This window comes from Caproiciproducens faecalis, from assembly GCF_019448085.1.
GTDB lineage: Bacteria > Bacillota > Clostridia > Oscillospirales > Acutalibacteraceae > Caproiciproducens > Caproiciproducens faecalis.
The window spans coordinates 281502-299869 of record NZ_JAGFNZ010000002.1 but is presented as its reverse complement, the minus strand read 5'-3'; the positions used below and the strand labels follow the sequence as shown (position 1 = coordinate 299869).

General features: G+C 51.2%; 18 protein-coding genes. 8 read left to right on the top strand and 10 right to left on the bottom strand.

Annotation, left to right across the window (positions count from 1 at the left end; translation table 11 throughout):
* The first annotated feature begins 116 nt into the window (after positions 1-116).
* From dapA to J5W02_RS05805, 4 genes are all read left to right on the top strand, one after another.
* The gene (gene dapA, locus J5W02_RS05820) at positions 117-1052 is read left to right on the top strand and encodes a 4-hydroxy-tetrahydrodipicolinate synthase (protein ID WP_219964734.1); all 936 of its coding nucleotides are present in this window, start codon (positions 117-119) and stop codon (positions 1050-1052) included.
* Positions 1053-1137: 85 nt separating this feature from the next.
* A complete protein-coding gene (locus tag J5W02_RS05815) occupies positions 1138-2139 on the top strand; it encodes a ribokinase (RefSeq protein WP_219964733.1) in 1002 nt (333 codons plus the stop codon).
* A gap of 19 nt (positions 2140-2158) precedes the next feature.
* A complete protein-coding gene (locus J5W02_RS05810) occupies positions 2159-2773 on the top strand; it encodes a KpsF/GutQ family sugar-phosphate isomerase (RefSeq protein WP_219964732.1) in 615 nt (204 codons plus the stop codon).
* 12 nt (positions 2774-2785) lie between these two features.
* Positions 2786-3190 (top strand): RbsD/FucU family protein, encoded by a 405-nt coding sequence (locus tag J5W02_RS05805; RefSeq protein ID WP_219964731.1) that lies wholly within the window; start codon positions 2786-2788, stop codon positions 3188-3190.
* Between the two features lie 242 nt (positions 3191-3432).
* Here J5W02_RS05805 and J5W02_RS05795 read toward each other — a convergent pair whose 3' ends face one another.
* From J5W02_RS05795 to J5W02_RS05765, 7 genes are all read right to left on the bottom strand, one after another.
* Positions 3433-4932: a recombinase family protein gene (locus tag J5W02_RS05795; RefSeq protein WP_219964730.1), complete on the bottom strand. Its 1500-nt coding sequence runs from the start codon at positions 4930-4932 to the stop codon at positions 3433-3435.
* Between the two features lie 32 nt (positions 4933-4964).
* Positions 4965-5129 (bottom strand): hypothetical protein, encoded by a 165-nt coding sequence (locus J5W02_RS05790; protein ID WP_219964729.1) that lies wholly within the window; start codon positions 5127-5129, stop codon positions 4965-4967.
* Positions 5130-5270: 141 nt separating this feature from the next.
* Positions 5271-6335 (bottom strand): TolC family protein, encoded by a 1065-nt coding sequence (locus tag J5W02_RS05785; protein WP_219964728.1) that lies wholly within the window; start codon positions 6333-6335, stop codon positions 5271-5273.
* A 15-nt stretch (positions 6336-6350) separates the two neighbouring features.
* Positions 6351-7721 (bottom strand): efflux RND transporter periplasmic adaptor subunit, encoded by a 1371-nt coding sequence (locus tag J5W02_RS05780; protein WP_219964727.1) that lies wholly within the window; start codon positions 7719-7721, stop codon positions 6351-6353.
* A 19-nt stretch (positions 7722-7740) separates the two neighbouring features.
* Positions 7741-8385 carry an HlyD family secretion protein gene (locus J5W02_RS05775; protein ID WP_219964726.1) on the bottom strand — a complete coding sequence of 215 codons (645 nt, stop codon included), beginning with the start codon at positions 8383-8385 and terminating at the stop codon, positions 7741-7743.
* 55 nt (positions 8386-8440) lie between these two features.
* Positions 8441-10309, bottom strand: coding sequence for an ABC transporter ATP-binding protein (locus J5W02_RS05770; RefSeq protein ID WP_219964725.1), 1869 nt, complete (start codon positions 10307-10309; stop codon positions 8441-8443).
* Complete coding sequence (locus J5W02_RS05765; protein WP_219964724.1) at positions 10306-12036, bottom strand: ABC transporter ATP-binding protein; 1731 nt, start codon at positions 12034-12036, stop codon at positions 10306-10308. The genes J5W02_RS05770 and J5W02_RS05765 overlap by 4 nt, the downstream gene beginning before the upstream one ends.
* 190 nt (positions 12037-12226) lie before the next feature.
* Between J5W02_RS05765 and J5W02_RS05760 the strand changes: the two genes are divergently transcribed.
* On the top strand, positions 12227-12889 hold the full coding sequence (locus J5W02_RS05760) for a TetR/AcrR family transcriptional regulator (protein WP_255575593.1): 663 nt from the start codon (positions 12227-12229) through the stop codon (positions 12887-12889).
* Here the strand turns inward: J5W02_RS05760 and J5W02_RS05755 are convergent.
* The 3 genes from J5W02_RS05755 to J5W02_RS05745 are packed head-to-tail and all read right to left on the bottom strand — an operon-like array spanning position 12880 to position 13963.
* Positions 12880-13503, bottom strand: a complete 624-nt coding sequence (locus J5W02_RS05755; protein ID WP_219964723.1) for a manganese catalase family protein — start codon at positions 13501-13503, stop codon at positions 12880-12882. The genes J5W02_RS05760 and J5W02_RS05755 overlap by 10 nt on opposite strands.
* Positions 13503-13763: a spore coat protein CotJB gene (locus tag J5W02_RS05750; RefSeq protein ID WP_219964722.1), complete on the bottom strand. Its 261-nt coding sequence runs from the start codon at positions 13761-13763 to the stop codon at positions 13503-13505. Before J5W02_RS05750 ends, J5W02_RS05755 begins: the two co-directional genes overlap by 1 nt.
* A complete protein-coding gene (locus tag J5W02_RS05745; RefSeq protein WP_219964721.1) occupies positions 13760-13963 on the bottom strand; it encodes a spore coat associated protein CotJA in 204 nt (67 codons plus the stop codon). The genes J5W02_RS05750 and J5W02_RS05745 overlap by 4 nt, the downstream gene beginning before the upstream one ends.
* A 159-nt stretch (positions 13964-14122) precedes the next feature.
* Here J5W02_RS05745 and J5W02_RS05740 point away from each other — a divergent pair, with 159 nt between their 5' ends.
* Genes J5W02_RS05740 through J5W02_RS05730 form a run of 3 tightly spaced genes read left to right on the top strand, consistent with a single transcriptional unit; the run spans position 14123 to position 18163 of the window.
* Positions 14123-14551: a MarR family winged helix-turn-helix transcriptional regulator gene (locus J5W02_RS05740; RefSeq protein WP_219964720.1), complete on the top strand. Its 429-nt coding sequence runs from the start codon at positions 14123-14125 to the stop codon at positions 14549-14551.
* Positions 14552-14579: 28 nt separating this feature from the next.
* A complete protein-coding gene (locus J5W02_RS05735; RefSeq protein ID WP_219964719.1) occupies positions 14580-16304 on the top strand; it encodes an ABC transporter ATP-binding protein in 1725 nt (574 codons plus the stop codon).
* The gene (locus J5W02_RS05730; protein WP_219964718.1) at positions 16304-18163 is read left to right on the top strand and encodes an ABC transporter ATP-binding protein; all 1860 of its coding nucleotides are present in this window, start codon (positions 16304-16306) and stop codon (positions 18161-18163) included. Before J5W02_RS05735 ends, J5W02_RS05730 begins: the two co-directional genes overlap by 1 nt.
* Positions 18164-18368: the final 205 nt, after the last annotated feature.

Sequence of the window (18368 nt, the reverse complement as noted above, 5' to 3'; positions counted from 1 at the left end):
TTTATTTTCTTGTATATACTGAAGTTATGACGTCAGACAATCTTACAAGCTGATGATTTGTCGAAACAGTCTTCATGCCGGAAGGCTGTTCAATAAAAAAGAAGGAGTTATTCAAAATGACAAGAAAAGAGTTTACAGCGAAATATGGCCAGATTCTTCTTCCCCTGGTAACCCCCTATGATGAGAACGAAGAGGTCAACTATGACAGGTACGCCGAGCTGATTGAATATCTCATCTCCAACGATCTTTGCGATTCCTTTATCGTAACCGGCACCACCGGAGAAGCTTCCCTTCTGACCTTTGACGAGCGCGTCAAACTGATGGAGACGGCGGTAAAGACTGTTGCCGGCAGAAAGCCCGTGATCGCCGGTACCGGCTGCGCTTCCACAAAGGAAACGATTGCTCTGACAAAGAAAGCGGTTGAGTGCGGCATCGACCTGTGCATGGTGGTCGCTCCCTTCTACAATAAACCCACACAGGAAGGCATCTACAACCATTACAAGGCAGTGGCGGAAAGCACAACGGCCAATATCCTGCTCTACAATATCCCGATTTTCGTAGGAGTCAACATTGAGGCGGAAACCGTCGCAAGACTGGCGAAATTTGATAACATCATCGGAATCAAGGACGAGGCCGGTATCAATCCTACCCAGATTACGGATTACTTTATTGCTACCGAAAAAGTAGACCCCAATTTTGTTATTTTCAACGGCGACGACATTATGCTGCTCCCCACCATCGTACAGGGCGCCATGGGTGTTGTCAGCGGCGGTGCACATATTTTCGGCCACGAGATCAGAACCATCATCAAGGCGTTTGAAGCGGGCGATCATGAAAAAGCCAAAGAAATGTTTGTTCCACTTTATAAATTCTGCAAATCCTGCGGACAGAACGGAAGAATCCTTCCCAACTCCATTATGCGTCCTGCTATTGAGCTCGTTACCGGCATCAAGGTCGGTCCGGCCAGAAAACCGCTGGCTCCCATTACCGAGGAAGAGAAAAAAGTACTCATCGATACTCTTACTTCCATCGGAGTAAAGGTTAAGCTGTAATTTCGGAGTGTTTCTCAGGGGAACATTCAGATATGTTGATTACAGCCGGTTCCGCAATGACCGTTCAGCTGTAGGGAGGAGAAATATGAAAAGAAAACCTAAAATTTTGGTTGTTGGCAGTTTTGTCATGGATTTGATTGTCAGCACGGAAAAATTCCCGAATTCCGGTGAAACGGTTCTGGGCCAGAGCTTTCGGACCGCTCCCGGCGGAAAAGGCGCGAACCAGGCGGTGCAGGCGGCGCGGTTGGGCGCGGAGGTCACCATGGTGGGTAAGGTTGGGAACGATGATTTCGGGAAGAGGCTGATTGACTCCTGCAAAGAATCCGGTATCCATACCGGATTTGTGGTAACCGACCCGTCGGTATCCTCTGCGGTTGGAAACGTGCTGTTGGAGGTCGGCGTGGGCCGGGCGGCTAAAAACAGGATTATTGTGGTTCCGGGAGCGAATATGACCCTTGTCCCGGAGGAAATTGCCTTTCTCAGGGAAGCTGTCAGCCAGTACGATATGGTTGTCCTGCAGTTGGAAATTCCCATGAGCATTAATGAGCTGGTAGCAAAATATGCCTTTGAAAAGGGTATTCCCGTGATGCTGAATTCCGCTCCGTCCGCGCCGCTTTCCGATAAGCTGCTTTCCCACCTGACGTATATTTCCCCGAATGAACACGAGGCAGCCGACCTTACAGGAATCCAGATCCGCAGGGAAGGCAATCGGGTGAATCAGGATGATCTGAAGGCGGCGACCAATTTTCTGCTTTCCAAGGGTGTAAAAAATGTGGTGATTACGCTGGGCAGTGCGGGCGCCGTGGTTGCCAATCAGAATGAATTTATTTATGAACCGTGTGCCGATGTGGTGGAAGTAAGCGACCCGACAGCAGCGGGCGATTCCTTCGTAAGCGCCTTTATCACCGGCGTCTGTTCTGGATTAAAGCATTGGCAGGCGCTCCATTTTGCAAACTATGCCGCGGCGCTTACTGTTTCCAGAATGGGTGCGCAGCCTTCCTTGCCACGCCTTCAGGAGGTTGTTGAACTGATGAAGAGGGAAGATCATACAGATTTTGATTTTTCCCTGTTGGAAGTCCTGAAATAATCTCAAAGGAGGAATATTTATGATAAAAAAAGAAAGCCGGGAGGCTTTGCATGCTTTTGTCAGTGTGGCAAAAGAAGAATTTGACGGGTTTGCCGAGACGATTTCGAGTCAAGGATACGAAAAAGCGGTTGAATTGATCCTTGATGCGGAGAAGAACGGAAAACGCGTACATATTACCGGAATTGGCAAGCCTTCCCATGTTGCCGCTTATATGGCTTCTCTGCTGTCATCCACCGGTACGCCGACCTATTTCCTGCACGGCACCGAAGCCGTGCACGGCTCCTGCGGTCAGCTTGTTGCCGGCGATGTGGTGATCTGTATTTCCAACAGCGGGGAAACAGCAGAACTGAAATCTACGGTTGCAGCGATTCAAAATAACGGCTGCAAGGTGATTTCCGTAACAGGAAATTCGGAATCCTGGCTCGCTAAAAAGGGAGATGCCTGCCTGTTCGCGGGAGTCGGTCAGGAGGGCGGCCCGCTAAACCGTGCGCCGCGCCTTTCTGTCCTTGCGGAAATGGTCGTCCTTCAGGGCCTGAGCGTGGTACTTCAGGTCAATCGCGGAATTACGCCAAAGGATTATGTAAAGTGGCATCCGGGCGGGACTCTGGGCAGCCTGAGAGAAAACGAGAGATAAGAGGGAGTAGTTATGTTAAAAACAGCTTGCATTCATCCGGAAATTATGCGCCTTGTTTCTCTTTGCGGCCACGGCGACAAGATCCTGATTGCCGACGGCAACTATCCACTTGATTCGAAGAGCGGAAGCGCAGCCAAGGTTTACCTGGGGCTTACCAGCGGCATTCCGGAAGTGACCCAGGTGCTCGAAGTCCTCAGTGAGGTCGTCAATTTTGAAAAAGCGGAAGTGATGGTCCCAACCGGGGAGCAGCCGCCAATTTTTGCAGAATTTCAAAATATTCTGGGCGGAATGGATCTGGGCGGTTTAGAGCGGCAGGAGTTCTACGATGCCTGCTGCAAGCCCAATGTCCGTCTTGCCATATTCACAGGGGAAAAAAGAACGTTCGCAAATATTCTTCTCACGATTGGGGTTGCGTAAGAGCATTCAGCTCCTGTAACCATCCCGCGGGTTTTTATACTGTTTATAAAATAGCCCTTCCGCATTTTTTAGCGGAAGGGCTATTACCATACCTGCACCTGTTTATTTTTTCATGTCGAATGCCGGATTGAAGGCATAGAAATTCTTGGAATCCAGCTGGTCGGTGATAATGCGCAGGCCTTCGCCAAAGCGCACAAAGGGGCCACAATCAGCGCAAAGGAAAACGCAGGAGGGTCTTCCCGTTATAGTTTCCAGTAAATCTCCACCTGCTCGTCGGTCGCGTAGATGACTTCAATCAGGCTGCAGGCGACGGTCCGCCTGTCGTCCAGTGAAAGGGAGTCCCACCGGCTGAGATAACCGTCAATACGGTTGGGGCAGGCGTCATTTTCCCGGGACAGGGCGCAGTCTGTAAGCTCCTGTTCCAGTATTGCTTCTTTTGCGGTCAGTTCTTCCATACGCCGGTTGATAAACAACATCAGGGTTTCGTTTGCCAGCGGTACTTTTTGGATCAGAGCGTCTATTTCCTGATGAATCCTGTTCCGTTCTATCCGCAATTCGGCGGATTTTGGGCTTTCCGGAGCCGCTTTCCCGCCCAGAAGCACCGGGAAATCCTCCAGTTTCCTAAGCAATTCCCTGAAAATCAGGGCTTCAAACTCATCGGCGTAAATGGTACCGGCGCCTTTGCATGCCTTTGCATTTATTTTCCGGCTGCAGAGCAGATAGCGTGACCGACGGGTGCGATATTTTTTAAAGGTCAGCGCGTAATGGCAATTTCCGCATTTCACCAGTCCGGCCAGCCAGGTGTTTACCGCTTTGCGCGCGGGTTGAATCTGCTTGTTCCGCAGACACTTTCTCCGGCATTTCAGCCATAGATCCGACGGAATGATTCCCTCATGGGGCGCGAGTACCAGCCGGTTATCCTTTAGGTCTGCCTGTTTGCGGCCGGTTGCTTTTCGGCCCTTATAGTAGTAGCATCCGTTTGTTCCCGCAAAGTCCTCCTGAGGAGATTCAATAACGGTGCCCTGCTGCTGAAAGAATTCATAAACGTCCAGATCGGCCTGAACATAAATCGGATTTTTAAGATGGTCGGCGACGCGTGCCCGCGACCAGGGCTTTCCCCGGCAGGAAAGTCCGTGCTCTTTCAAATAAGCCAGAATGTCCCCGTAGGATGTTTGGGGATCGGCATACAGGCCGTACATCAGGCGGATCTGGTCGGCCTCTTCTTCACACAGAATGTAGGCTTTTGTCCGTTTTCCGTTCAGAAACGTGTCGGTCAGCCGGAACCCGTAGGGAACACGGCCGCCCATGTAGAATCCCTTTTCGCTGCGGGAATAGTACGCGTCGGTCACGCGCTGCTGAATCGTTTCCCGTTCGAGCTGAGCAAATACCATGCAGATATTCAGCATGGCGCGTCCCATGGGAGTGGAGGTGTCGAATTTTTCCGTAGAGGACACAAATTCCACCCGGTACCTTGCAAAAAGAAGCATCATATTGGAAAAATCTAAAATGGAACGGCTGATGCGGTCAAGCCGGTAGACAATTACTTTGGAGATCTCGCCGTTTTCAATATCTGCCGCCAGCTCCTTAAAACGCGGCCGGTCCGTGTTTTTTCCGCTGTATCCTTTGTCAACATATTCCCGGCAAGCTTCTCCTTTGGCTTCGTAGCGGCAGGCTTCGATCTGGCTGTCGGTGGAAATGCTGTCCTCCCGGTCGACCGACTGCCGGGCATAAATCGCAATCACCCGCTCATCCCCTTTTTTAGGCGGTTACGGTTTCACCCGTATTTTGAAAATACTTCATAAAGCGTTTGATTGATTCTTGTTTTGGCTTTTATTTTTTCTTCCTTTGCACATACCGGCGTCAGGTTACGAACGGTGACGCGTTTGCTCCCACAGAGAACTGACCGCACTTCTTCCTGATACTTTTTTTCGTTTATCATGGAATCAGCCCCTTTTTTCACTCTACACTTTATGACGAACAAACAATGAAAATGTATGTCCGGGAAAGAGAGAGGCTGTACTTTTCAGATAAGAAAAGGGAGAAGGATGCTTCCTTCTCCCGGTATAAGTGATTCAGTGTTTTAGCCGTTCGCGTTGATGATTCCGTAATTTTTACCCCACAGATACTGTTCGTATGCGGTGAACAGGTCGGTCTGGGCGGACTGGACTTTTGCCTTCTGGGTATCCAGCGTATCCTGTGCGGAGTTGAGGTCCAGCTTGGAAAGAAGTCCCATGTCGTACTGCAGCTGAGAGGCGTTGAAAATCTTCTGTTCGGTCTCCAGATTTTTCTGTTCCGTAGCCAGAACGGCGTTTTTATTGTTTACGGTATCGTACAGCTTTCTGAAAGAAGCCGCAAAGCTGCCTTTTTCTTCATTGTACTCGTCGTTATAGTAACCGGAGCCGGTCAGATCACCAGAGTAGTTGGAAAGAGCGTCATCCAGATCATCGCTGAAATCCATGTCTTTCATATCGTTCAGCTCGGAAATCGGAAGAGGCTGAATGTCGAGCTTTTCATTGTAATCGCGGCCCAGAAGAGTGTTGAAGCTGCGCTTTACTCCGTCAATCTGCACCTGCATGGCGGAAATCCCGGATTGCAGAGAAGAACCCTGTTCCTGCGTTTTCGCCAACTGAAGGTCGCTGAGGTAGCCCGCGTCATGAAGCTGCTGCAGATTGAGCAGATTTTGATTAAATACTCCCAGCTTTCTGCTCAGTTCATTCTGCTGGTTACGAAGGCTGTTGTAGGTGATGAAAAGAGTATCCGCGGCAATCACGGTGGATTCCTTGGGGCTGTCTTTTCCGTTCATGGACTGTTCCAGCATTCCGATGGTCACGCTGATTCCCGCCATATTTGCCTTGACGGCGGCAAGCTGGGCAGCAAGGGCCGTATACGCGTCAGTTCCCGGCGTTTCACTGTTCAGCTGGCCGGTCAGGATGGACGCGTAGCTGTTCAAAGCACCGTAGGAACCCTGCAGTGCGTCAACCGGGGTGCTGCTGAAATTCACACAGTCCTCCACCAGAGACTCAATGTCGCTGTACCGGACTTTTTTAAAATCCCATGCATCGTCAGACGCGGCGAAAGCGGACTGGACGGAAGCCGAAGCGAAAATCACCGCGGCCAGAAAACAGGCTAAAAAACGTTTTATCATAGATCAATTCCTCCCTTATCCGTTGATATTGGAAACAATATGCAAACTGGAGCCGTCTTTTACTTTTTTAATGCCCTGAACGACCACTTCATCTCCGTCGTTCAGGCCTTTGACGGCGTCGTACGCTCCCTGCGTATCGGAAACCGTTACTTCCACCTGCGCCGCTTTTCCGCTGCGCACGGCGTAAACAACACTTTTACCGTCCTGATTCAGAACGGAGCGAACCGGTACCAGTACGGTGCCGGGAACGCCGGTTTCATTGAAATGAACCGCCGCCTGCATGCCGTCCCTGAGCTTGCCGTTGTCCGCAACAGTCAGCTTTACCGGGAACATTCCGGTCTGCGGCAGTGCCATGGAAGCGATTTCGGAAACCGTCCCTTCCACCTGTCTGCCCGAGGCGGAAAGAAAGACGGTAGCCTTCTGACCCTGTGTCAGCCGGTCGACAAGGGATTCCGTCACGTTGACGGTAATGGTCATATAAGAGCCGCCCACGATCTGAAAGGCGGGGGTCTGCGGGGCGGACAAATCTCCTTTTTTCACGTTGACCACGCCCACGGTTCCGTCTATCGGCGCTTTGACAAGGGAATCGTCAATGCGCTTCTGGGCCGTGTCCACGGCAACCTGCGCGGCATCGACTGCTGCCTTGGCCGAAGCTTGGTTTTGCGGATTGAGCGTCTGCTGGGTCAGGGTATCATTCTGCTGCGCGGAGGCGAGTACGTTCTGTGCGTTTTTCTGACGGGTTGCCGCGGCGTTCAGTGCGTTCAGCGCGGAATCTTTTGCCATTTGAAGCTGGGCGGCGGCGCTGGTGAGCGCGTTCTGCGCGTTGGTCAGGTCAAACTGGCTTGCCGCCCCGGTGGAAAACATCAGCTTTACCTTGTTGTAATCGCCCTGTGCTTTGTCGTAAGCCGCCTGTGCCGGGGCGACGGTCAGGTTTTTATTGTACTGTGCTTTTACCGCGTTATAATTGGCGGTTGCGTCGTGGGCTTCGTTTTTGGCAGCCGCCAGCGTCTGACTGGCCTGCTGCAGCGCCTGCTGCGTAGCGGCGGAATTGATTTTTTCCGCGGCGGCGTTGGCGTTGTCCAGCCCTGCCTGCGCCTGTTTGAGCGCGAGCTGCGCGTCGGACGTGTCCAGCTGCATCAGTACGTCGCCGGCACTGACATGCTGCCCGAGCTTGACGTTTACAGAGACGACCTTTGCCGTCACGGTGGAAATGACCGCCGTTGTATCCGATGAATGGATGGAACTGTAGTAGTCCGCGGTTACCAGCGTGTTCGTGTTTTTCACCTTTGCGGTGGTTACGCTTACCGTGCCGTCGGATCCGCTGCAGGAGGTAAGCGGTACTAAAAGCATTATAACGCTGAGAAAAGCGCAAATCAACTTTTTCATATTCTGTTTCCTCCCTTCATCAGTGCAGATGGATTTTGACTTCACAGTTCATTCCGTAAAGCATGGGCATTTCATCGGGATTTTCAATAACAACCTTGATGGGAATCAGCTGGGTGACTTTGGTGTAGTCCCCGCTGGTGGAAAAGCTGGTCAGGCCGTTTGAAAAATAGGTCTGTGTAGCGGAATCAATCTCCGTCACCTTGCCGTGAAAAGCTTTTCCGCCGTACGCGTCGATGGTCACGTCCACGTTCTGTCCCACGGCCACCTTCGCAATTTCCGTTTCTTCAATGTTGACTCCGATATACATGTCGTCCGTGTCGGCGATTATGGCAAGCGGGGTGGTGGGGGAGGCCGGCTGACCGGCGATTGCGTCGCATTTGACCACTGTGCCGTCAATGGGAGAAGTAATGGAGGGCATGGTTTCCTGACTGCCCAGCACTTCGTTTTTTACTACAAAGTCCCCTTTGGAAACGTTCCATTCCATCAGTCGGGATGCGGAGGTGCCCGTAACGGTATACATTTTTGCCGTAACCCGGGCGTTGTCCGTTTTCAGTGTGTTGGCGCTGACGGAAAAGTAATAAAACACGCCCGCGCAGCCGCCGATAACCAGAACGAAAAGCAGAGTGATGAGAAGTTTTTTATGTTTGACTAATTTTGTTTTCATAGTTATGTACCTCTTTCCCCTTTAAGAAATAAGTTGGATTCTCCGAGAAAAAGAATCATTCCTCCTCCTCACCGCCTCCGTTTTCAAACTGAGACTGGTATAGGTTTGCGTAAAATCCGTTTTTGGCAAGCAGCTCGTCATGGCTGCCCTGCTCCACAATATCTCCGTCCTTCATGACAAGGATCATATTCGCGCCGCGGATGGTGGAAAGCCGGTGGGCAATGACAAAGCTGGTGCGGTCTTTCATCAGGGCGTCCATCGCCTTCTGAATCATGACCTCCGTTCTGGTGTCGACGGAGCTGGTCGCTTCGTCCAGAATCAAAATCTTCGGGTCGGAAAGAACGGTGCGTGCAATGGTCAAAAGCTGTTTCTGCCCCTGTGACAGGTTGGATGCCTCTTCATTCAGCATCATATGGTAGCCGTCCGGCAGCGCGCGGATAAATTCATCGCAGTGCGCCGCTTTTGCCGCCGCCATGACCTGTTCATCCGATTTATCAAACGAACCGTAGCGGATATTGTCCAGAATACTCGCGTTGTACAGCCAGGTGTCCTGAAGAACCATTCCAAAGATACTTCGCAGCCCTTCGCGCGTATAATCCCGGATGGAGCGGCCGTCAATCAGGATGTCGCCGCTGTTGATATCATAAAATCGCATCAGCAATTTAATAATCGTCGATTTTCCGGCACCGGTCGGCCCCACAATCGCGATGGACTGGCCTTCATGCACTTTGCAGGTAAAGTCGTTGATGATAATTTTATCCTCGGTATAGCCGAAACGGACATTTTCAAAGTCCACAATTCCCCGGACGGAATCGGGTAAAGCGGGGCTCTCCGGGTCGGGAGTTTCCTCCTCCTCCGCAAGAAAGGCAAAGACGCGTTCGGCCGCCGCCGCGGTGGACTGAAGCGTATTCATAATGTTTGCCGTCTGTGCGATCGGCTGGGTAAATTGGCGGACGTACTGAATAAACGCCTGTACGTCGCCGACCGTCACGGCCTTTTTAACGGCGAGATACCCGCCGAGGATACACACCATGACATATCCGAGGTTGCCGACAAACGTCATAATCGGCATCATCATGCCGGACAGAAACTGGGACGCCCAGGCGGATTCATACAGCTTTTTGTTGTAACCCTTAAAGGTTTCCACAGCTTTTGCCTCGCCGTTGAATGCCTGCACCACATTGTGCCCCGCGTAGTTTTCCTCCACCTGACCGTTGACGTGGCCGAGGTATTCCTGCTGCTGACGGAACTGCTTCTGCGCGGGCTTCATAATGCTTGCCAAAAGGAACGCGGACAGCGGCAGAATCAGCAGGGTCGCCGCCGTCATCAGAAACGATATGGAAAGCATCATAATTAGTACGCCGACAATGGTGGCAACACTGGTAATCAGCTGTGTCATGGACTGATTGAGTGTCTGAGCGACCGTGTCGATATCATTGGTTACAAGGGAAAGCACTTCGCCGTGCGTACGGGAGTCAAAATACCGCAGCGGCATCCGGTTGATTTTCTCTGTGACGTCCTTTCGCAGCTGGTAGGCAATTTTCATGGAGATGCCGGACATCACATATCCCTGAATATAGGCGAACAGAGCCGACAGAAGGTAGAGACCCACCAAAAAAAGGATATGATTTGCAATATATTTGAAATCTGTCAGAAGTCCAGTCCTCATCGCGTAGGCAATCAGTCCTTCATACAGCTTCGTAGTCACTTTTCCAAGCATTTTCGGCCCGATGACGGAAAACGCGGACGAGCCCGCCGCCAGAACCAGAACCGCAATCATCTGCGGCAGGTACTGGTCGGCGTAGTGCAGAAGCTGCCGCAGGGTTCCGCCGAAATCCTTCGCCTTTTCCCCGGGGGCGTTCATACCGCCGCCGAACCGGCCCATGCCGCGAGAATGAGAGGACGGCTTTTGTTCTTCACTCATTCAAGCTCCTCCTTGCTCAGCTGTGACAGCGCGATTTCCCGGTACACTTCACAGCTGTCCATCAGTTCCCGGTGGGTTCCTTTTCCCACGATCCTGCCGTTTTCCAGCACTAGAATCTGTTCGGCATACATAATGCTTGAAATCCTCTGGGCGACCACGATGGTCGTTGCCCAGCCGGTCTTTTCGTGCAGCGCCGACTGCAGCTTTGCGTCTGTTTTGAAGTCAAGGGCGGAAAAGCTGTCGTCAAAAATATGAATCTGCGGCTTTTTGACCAGAGCGCGCGCAATGGAAAGGCGCTGTTTCTGGCCGCCGGAAACATTGGAGCCGCCCTGCGCGATCTCAGTTTCAAATTTGTCGGGCTTAGATTCAATAAACTCCGTCGCCTGCGCAATTTCGGCGGCGCGGGTAATCTCTTCCTGTGTGGCGGTGTCCGGGTCAGCATAGGCCAGATTGCTCTGAATGGTACCCGAAAACAAGATGCCTTTCTGCGGGACATAGCCAATTTGCCGCCGGAGCTCGTGAATATCAAACTCGCGAATATCTACGCCGTCCAAAGTAACCCTGCCCTCTGTCGGGTCGTAAAAGCGTGGAATCAAATTGACAATGGAGGATTTTCCGGAACCCGTCGACCCGATGATGGCGGTCGTCTGGCCGGGCACGGCAGTGAAATCAATGTCATGCAGGACATCCTGATCGCCCTTCGGGTACCGGAAGGAAACGTGCTCAAAGCGGATTACTCCCCCGCAGGTTTGCGGTGCGCGGGTGTTTTCCCGGTTCTTTATGGACGGTTCTGTTTCCAGTACGTCCGCAATTCTCTCTGCAGAGACGGACGCGCGAGGAATCAGGATGAACATCATCGCCATCATTAAAAAGGCGAGGATAATCTGCATAACGTACTGCATATACGCGAGCATGTCGCCCACCTGCAAATGAAGGGCCGAAACCTGATGCGATCCCACCCAGACAATCAGGACGGTAATCAGATTCATAATGAGCATCATGGTAGGCATCATGGTAGACATCAGGCGGTTAATAAACAGATTGGTATCCGTCAGATCATGGTTCGCCTTATCGAACCGGTTTTCTTCAAATCGCTGGGTGCTGAACGCCCGGATCACCAGCATCCCTTCCAGATTTTCGCGGACAATCAGATTCAGCCGGTCAATCAGATTCTGTATAACGCGGAAACGCGGCATGGCTACCACAAAGACCACTGCGACCAGGCACAGCAGGCAGATTACCGCTATCCCGATAACCCATGACATGGATCTGCTTTTAGAAAGCGCACGCAAAACCCCTCCTGTTCCCAGTATCGGGGCATACAGTACCATGCGGATTGCCATGACGAGCAGCGTCTGTACCTGAGTAATATCGTTGGTGGTGCGGGTAATCAGGGAAGAGGTGGAGAAGCAGTCGAATTCCGCGTTCGAAAATGTCTCTACCTTTTCAAACAGGTTCAGCCTGAGTGTTCGGCAGACACCCGCGGCAACGCGGGCGGCAATCAGGCTTACCGCTACGCTGCAGACAGCGCTCAGCAGCGCAACCAGCAGCATTTTCGCGCCGATATTCCATATTTCCCGGGTGTTGCCGGAGGCGATCCCTTTATTGATGATGTCCGACATATAGCTTGGAAGGGCAAGATCGCAGTAAGCCTGGCTGAACAGCAGCATAATAGCGAGCAGGATATGTATGACGTATGGTGTACAGTATTTCATCAGTCTGGTCATTAGGTTATCACCCCCTAAACCAAAATTTTCTTTATAGTACTACGGTACCATAATTATATCAATCTGTATAATAACGATAATATTTGGTTGCGCAATAGTTTTTTTGGGTATAATATTACTTGACAGGTTTTCCGCATGTTTGGTATTATGAAAAAAAGTAATATTGCAGTTGCAGAAGGAGGCTTACTGAATGGTGGATAGAATGGACAACCCAACGAAAAAACTGATTCGAGAAACTGCAACGCGTCTATTTCGGGAGAAATCATTTGAAAACGTCACACTAAATGATATTTGCAGAGCAAGCGGCGTGAATAAACATACCTTCTATTATTATTATAAATCGAAAGACGATTTGCTGAAGCACTACTATTTCTTCCCATGGCATCTGTCCGCGGCAGAAGCAACGGCTATTCTGACTTCGGACAACTGTATGGAACAGATCTGGCTTCTGGTGCAGAAATACATTGATTATGTCAATACGGCGGGGGTTCAGATCGTACGTCAGATCCTGATTAAAAATCTGACGGAGGACGTGGGCACGTTTCGTGTCGGCGACGAGATGAAGGAAATCCTCAGACTGGAGTATACGATTATAAAAAAAGGTCAGGAGCGCGGGCAGTTCCGCAACAAAGCGAACCCTATGGTTCTGGCAATTCTTATGATACAGGTAATGTACTCCAACGGTCTGCTGTGGGCAATTTTCCAGGGCGATTTCAACGCGGAAAAGTGCATCCGGTTTTTCCTCGAAAATTTGTTTGACGTAGAGGACTCTTACCGTACCACGTCCGAAAAGGATTTTAAAAGCTTTTCCAGCCTGTTCCCTGATTTTAAAAAGGAAGATTTTCAGTCATAAAAAGACATTGTACAATAATATAGAAAGGCGTACCGCGCTGGCGGTACGCCTTTTGTGATATCTCCATGTATTCCTGTTGTACGCTTTGTTTCACCAAAGCGCTGGTAATGAACTACTTCACGTTCGCGCAGGAACTTAATCGGGTCGCGTACGTCCGGATCATCGGTAAAGCGCAGGATGTTGTCATAAGTGCTGCGTGCTTTTTGCTCTGCGGCTAAATCCTCGTGAATATCGGTAATCGGGTCGCCTTTTACCTGTAAATATGCAGCGGTAAACGGCATTCCGCTGGAATCAGAGGGATAAACCCCGTTTGTGTGATTCACAAAATACGCGTCAAAACCGCCTTCCTTAATCTGCGCTTCCGTTAAGTTTCTGGTAAGCTGATGGACAATGGTTCCAACCATTTCCAAATGAGCAAGCTCTTCAGTGCCGATGTCCGTCAAAATAGCTTTCAATTCGGGATACGGCATGCCGAAGCGCTGACTTAAATAGCGCAGAGAAGCTGCCATTTCTCCGTCCGGACCGCCGTACTGTGCAATAATGAGCTGCGCCAGCTTCGGATTGGTGTTTTTGATATTAATCGGATACTGTAAATGCTTCTGATACTCCCACATTATTTGGTTCCCCCCTCGTTAACATCCCACGGCCATGGATCAGCGATCCATGCCCAGCGGCTGGTGTTTGAACTGCTCTGGTTCATCGGCCCGTAGGCCGCTTCGTACTGTGCTGTTAAGTCGTCTGCCATCCTGCGGTATTCCTCCAGCTGCTTGGCAGCTTTACAGTCGCCGGGATGAGTGTCCAGAAAAATATGAAGTTCCCAGGACGCAAAACGGTAGGCGTTAATCCTGCGCATCAGCCTTTCCTGTTCGCTCATTTCCGCCTGCCCCCTAAAAATGGTTTGTCAAGTTCCGGGAAGATAGTACCCATTTCCAATCCTTGTTCAGGCGTGTAAGTGGTGTTAAATTGCTGAAATGGAATATAAGCCATTGCCACTACCGGCATTGCCGGAAGAGGAGTGGGGCTCATTTCACAGCCCTGGCCGCCTATATCCATCATCATATTGATGTCTGTCATTTCTTTTCCCCTCTCGTGAGCATTGGTATTATCTCACGATATATTATGTATTAGGATTTCAATTGGTGTAATTGCTAAATTCGTAACTTGACACTTCCAGAATATGGAGTTAATATTAGGTTACTAACAGTTAGCTTCCTAACTGACAGGGGGGATTTTATGCCGGTTACGCTTCACATGGCAATCAACAGGGTGTTTCATGCACAAAAAAATATGACGCGGCCCGGTATGGCGCAAATTGGTCTTTCGCCGGGGCAGCCCAAGATTTTAAACCACCTTTCCCGACAGAACCACTGTATGCAGAAGGACATTGCTTCGGCGCTGGACATTGAGCCGGCCACCGTGTCGCAGATTCTGAACAATATGGTGCAGGCCGGCTTGATTCAGCGGTCTGACCCCGCTGAACGCAGAAGGGCGGAGTCGGTGTCCATCACGGGAAAGGGCCGCGAATACCTGGGGAAATGGCAGGAGCTCTGCGGGGAGATAGAGGATGTTTCCATGCAGGGGTTCACAGAGAAAGAGAAAGAGCAGTTTGTGGATTACCTCAGCCGGATGTATTGGAATCTGACGGGGAAAGAGATTGAATAAGCCTATTGGGGAGTATGGAGGGGAATGAGTGTTAAACCGTTTTTTTATTTACTTTGACAAATATCGCAAGCATTTGATCGGAGGAGTGATCTGCGTTGCGCTGGAAGCCATGTTCGAGCTGGTGATCCCGCTGATTATGGCTGATATTATCGACGTGGGTGTCGTAACCCGTGACACGCATTATATTTTACAAAAAAGTCTTGCCATGGTCGCCTGTGCGCTGATTTCTCTGCTTTTGGGCGCGATTTACGCTCGTCTGGCGGCTCGGGCCGGACAGGGGTTCGGCGCGGAGCTGAGAAAGGCAGAGTACCGCAAGGTGCAGGGCTTTTCCTTTTCCAACATGGATCATTTCAGTACTCCGTCGCTGATTACCCGCCTGACCAGCGATATTACCATCCTGCAAAACGCGATCTGCAACGGCATCCGTCCGATGGTGCGCGGCCCGGTCATGATGGTGATGGCTCTTGCCATGTCGATTAAAATGAGCCCGCAGCTGGCGGTGGTTTTTTTGACCGCGATTCCCGTACTGGCGATCTGTCTGGTTCTGATTTTGCATAAGCTTCGCCCGATGTACGGAAAAATGCAGAAGGCGCTGGACAGGGTGAACTCCATTGTGCAGGAAAATCTGACCGCGATCCGTACGGTCAAATCCTATGTGAAGGGCGACAGCGAATGCATGAAATTCAGTGCTGTCAACGATACGTTCCGGGCTTCTTCGGAAATGGCGTTCCATTACGCCGCGCTGAACATGCCCTGCTTTCAGTTTGTAATGTATGCGACGATTCTGTGCATTCTCTGGTTCGGCGGCAACTTTATCCATGTGGGTACCATGCAGGTGGGGCAGCTGACCGGATTTTTAAGCTATGTCCTGCAGATTTTGAATTCCCTGATGATGATTTCCAACGTATTTCTGATGCTCAGCCGTTCCATGACCTCTGCTTACCGTATTTCAGAGGTGCTGGACGAGCCTGTGGGAATTACCGACGGTACGGGCAGCAGAACGGTGGAACACGGCAGCATCGACTTTGAACATGTTTCTTTTAAATATCAGGAGACGGCGAAGGAATTTGTACTGTCCGACATCAGCCTGCATATCGGCGCGGGTCAGATGGTCGGCATCATCGGCGGGACAGGTTCCGCAAAGTCTTCGCTGGTTCAGCTGATTCCCCGGCTTTACGACGTTACTGCGGGGTGTCTGAAAATAGACGGACACGACGTAAAGGAGTATCCGCTCGCTCCCCTTCGCGACGCGGTGGGCATGGTGCTGCAGAAAAACACCCTGTTTACCGGCACCATCCGTGAGAACCTGAAATGGGGAAACGAGAACGCCACCGACGAGGAACTGGACTGGGCGTGCCGGATTGCCTGCGCGGACGAGTTTTTGTCCCGGATGCCGGAGGGTTACGACACCGACCTGGGACAGGGCGGCGTCAATGTGTCCGGCGGACAAAAGCAGCGCCTGTGCATTGCCCGCGCGCTGCTCAAGCGCCCCAAGGTTCTGATCTTTGATGATTCCACCAGTGCGGTGGACACCGCCACCGAAGCAAAAATTCGCAGAAGACTGGCGGAAAACCTGAAAGATACAACGAAAATCATCATTACGCAGCGCATCAGCTCCATTGAAAACGCGGATCTGATCGTGGTGCTGGAGGACGGGAAAATCAACGAAGCCGGTACCCATGAGGAGCTGCTGGCGCATAACCCGATTTACCGCGATATTTATGAATTTCAGCAGAAGGGGGCTACGGCGTAATGGCGAGAACAAGATTACACGAAAAGCCCAAAGATATCCGAAAGACCCTGAAATTCCTCTGGCGCTACCTGAAAAAACACGGAGGCGCGCTGCTGCTGGTTGCATTTATGGTTACCGTCAGCGCCGGGGCAAACGTTTTCGGCACCTACCTGCTGAAACCAGCCGTCAATGACTACATCATCCCGGGGAATATTCCCGGACTGGTCAAAATTCTGCTGTTTATGGCCGCCGTCTATTTTGTCGGCGTATCCGCGACCTACGGGTATTCCCAGCTGATGGTCCGGCTGGCGCAGAAAATTGTGCAGGAGCTTCGCGATGACCTTTTCAGCAAAGTACAGACCCTGCCCCTGAGTTTTTTTGACGCGAAGACACATGGCGAGCTGATGAGCCGCTTTACGAACGATATCGATACCATTGCCGAAGCCCTTAACAACAGCTTTACGGTACTGATTCAGAGCTTTATCATTATTGTCGGTACGTTTACGGTGCTGATTATCCTGAATTTTCAGCTTTCGGTCATTGTGCTGCTCTCCTTCCTCTGCATGTTCCTGTTTTTGCGGTACAGCGGAAAGAAAAGCCATGCCTATTTTTCCTATCAACAGAAATTCATGGGCAGTCTGAACGGCTTTATGGAGGAAATGGTGGAGGGGCAGAAGGTCGTCAAGGTCTTTAACCATGAGAACAAGGACTTTGAAGAATTCTGTGACCGCAACAATAAACTTTTGGATGCCGCCACGGGCGCGCTGACTTACTCGGGAATTCTGATCCCGGTGGTAGTCAGCATTTCCTATTTCAACTATGCGCTTTCCGCCTGCATCGGTGCGTTTTTTGCCATTGCGGGCAAAATTGATCTGGGAAGCCTTGCTTCCTACCTTGTCTATGTCCGACAGACGGCGATGCCCGTCAATCAATTCTCCCAGCAGTTGAATTTTATTCTGGCCGCTCTTTCCGGAGCGGAGCGGATTTTTGAAGTGATGGAGGAAGAACCGGAAACAGACGCTGGTACGGTTACCCTGATACGGGCCGCTGAGAAAGACGGCGCACTGGCGGAATGTACTTCCGGTCACTCCGGCGAATGGGCATGGAGGGTACCGAACGAAGACGGAACCGCCCGGCTGGTTCCGCTTTTGGGTGACGTGCGTTTTCATGACGTAGTGTTCAGTTACATTCCCGGCCGTCCCGTTCTGAAAGGAATCAATCTGTACGCGAAGCCGGGGCAAAAAATCGCTTTTGTGGGTTCGACCGGGGCGGGGAAAACCACCATTGCCAACATGATTAACCGCTTTTACGACGTTACCTCCGGAAGCATTACCTACGACGGGATTGACGTCCGAAACATCAAGAAAGACGATCTGCGGCATTCGCTCGCCGTCGTTCTGCAGGATACCCACCTGTTCACCGGCACCATTGCCGACAATATCCGTTACGGGAATCCAGACGCGGACAGGGAGCAGGTGGTGAAAGCCGCTAAGCTGGCAAACGCGGACTCCTTTATCCAAAGATTGCCGCAGGGCTACGATACCGTGCTTTCCGGCGACGGCGGAAACCTGAGCCAGGGCCAGCGGCAGCTGCTTGCCATTGCGCGCGCGGCGGTTTCCGACCCGCCGGTACTGATTCTGGATGAAGCGACCAGTTCTGTGGACGCCCACACGGAAAAGCTGATTGAAACTGCAATGGATCATTTGATGGAAAACAGGACGGTTTTTGTCATTGCCCACCGGCTTTCCACCGTGCGAAACGCCAAAGCCATCATTGTGCTGGAAAACGGCGAAATTCTGGAGCGCGGCAGCCACGAGGAACTGATTGCCCAGAAAGGGCGCTACTATCAATTGTTTACCGGTCAGTTTGAATTGTCCTGATATTCTGTGTCAGGCATTCCGCTGCTTTATAGACCGGCATGTCCTTCAATCGTTGCGTAAATGCGAAAGGGCTCTGCTTTTACAGGCAGAGCTCTTTTTGCGCGTTTTCAGGCTTGAAAAATCCGCGCGGGAAGTATAGTATTTAAGAAAACAAACGGTATGAAAGAGATGAAAATCAATCTGAATTGGTACAAAGGAAAAGCCA

Bases quoted from the DNA above. Each gene is read 5' to 3' on its own strand.
- dapA (WP_219964734.1), top strand. From the start codon at position 117: ATGACAAGAAAAGAGTTTACAGCGAAATATGGCCAGATTCTTCTTCCC.
- J5W02_RS05815 (WP_219964733.1), top strand. From the start codon at position 1,138: ATGAAAAGAAAACCTAAAATTTTGGTTGTTGGCAGTTTTGTCATGGAT.
- J5W02_RS05810 (WP_219964732.1), top strand. From the start codon at position 2,159: ATGATAAAAAAAGAAAGCCGGGAGGCTTTGCATGCTTTTGTCAGTGTG.
- J5W02_RS05805 (WP_219964731.1), top strand. From the start codon at position 2,786: ATGTTAAAAACAGCTTGCATTCATCCGGAAATTATGCGCCTTGTTTCT.
- J5W02_RS05790 (WP_219964729.1), bottom strand. From the start codon at position 5,129: ATGATAAACGAAAAAAAGTATCAGGAAGAAGTGCGGTCAGTTCTCTGT.
- J5W02_RS05785 (WP_219964728.1), bottom strand. From the start codon at position 6,335: ATGATAAAACGTTTTTTAGCCTGTTTTCTGGCCGCGGTGATTTTCGCT.
- J5W02_RS05780 (WP_219964727.1), bottom strand. From the start codon at position 7,721: ATGAAAAAGTTGATTTGCGCTTTTCTCAGCGTTATAATGCTTTTAGTA.
- J5W02_RS05775 (WP_219964726.1), bottom strand. From the start codon at position 8,385: ATGAAAACAAAATTAGTCAAACATAAAAAACTTCTCATCACTCTGCTT.
- J5W02_RS05770 (WP_219964725.1), bottom strand. From the start codon at position 10,309: ATGAGTGAAGAACAAAAGCCGTCCTCTCATTCTCGCGGCATGGGCCGG.
- J5W02_RS05765 (WP_219964724.1), bottom strand. From the start codon at position 12,036: ATGACCAGACTGATGAAATACTGTACACCATACGTCATACATATCCTG.
- J5W02_RS05760 (WP_255575593.1), top strand. From the start codon at position 12,227: ATGGTGGATAGAATGGACAACCCAACGAAAAAACTGATTCGAGAAACT.
- J5W02_RS05755 (WP_219964723.1), bottom strand. From the start codon at position 13,503: ATGTGGGAGTATCAGAAGCATTTACAGTATCCGATTAATATCAAAAAC.
- J5W02_RS05750 (WP_219964722.1), bottom strand. From the start codon at position 13,763: ATGAGCGAACAGGAAAGGCTGATGCGCAGGATTAACGCCTACCGTTTT.
- J5W02_RS05745 (WP_219964721.1), bottom strand. From the start codon at position 13,963: ATGACAGACATCAATATGATGATGGATATAGGCGGCCAGGGCTGTGAA.
- J5W02_RS05740 (WP_219964720.1), top strand. From the start codon at position 14,123: ATGCCGGTTACGCTTCACATGGCAATCAACAGGGTGTTTCATGCACAA.
- J5W02_RS05730 (WP_219964718.1), top strand. From the start codon at position 16,304: ATGGCGAGAACAAGATTACACGAAAAGCCCAAAGATATCCGAAAGACC.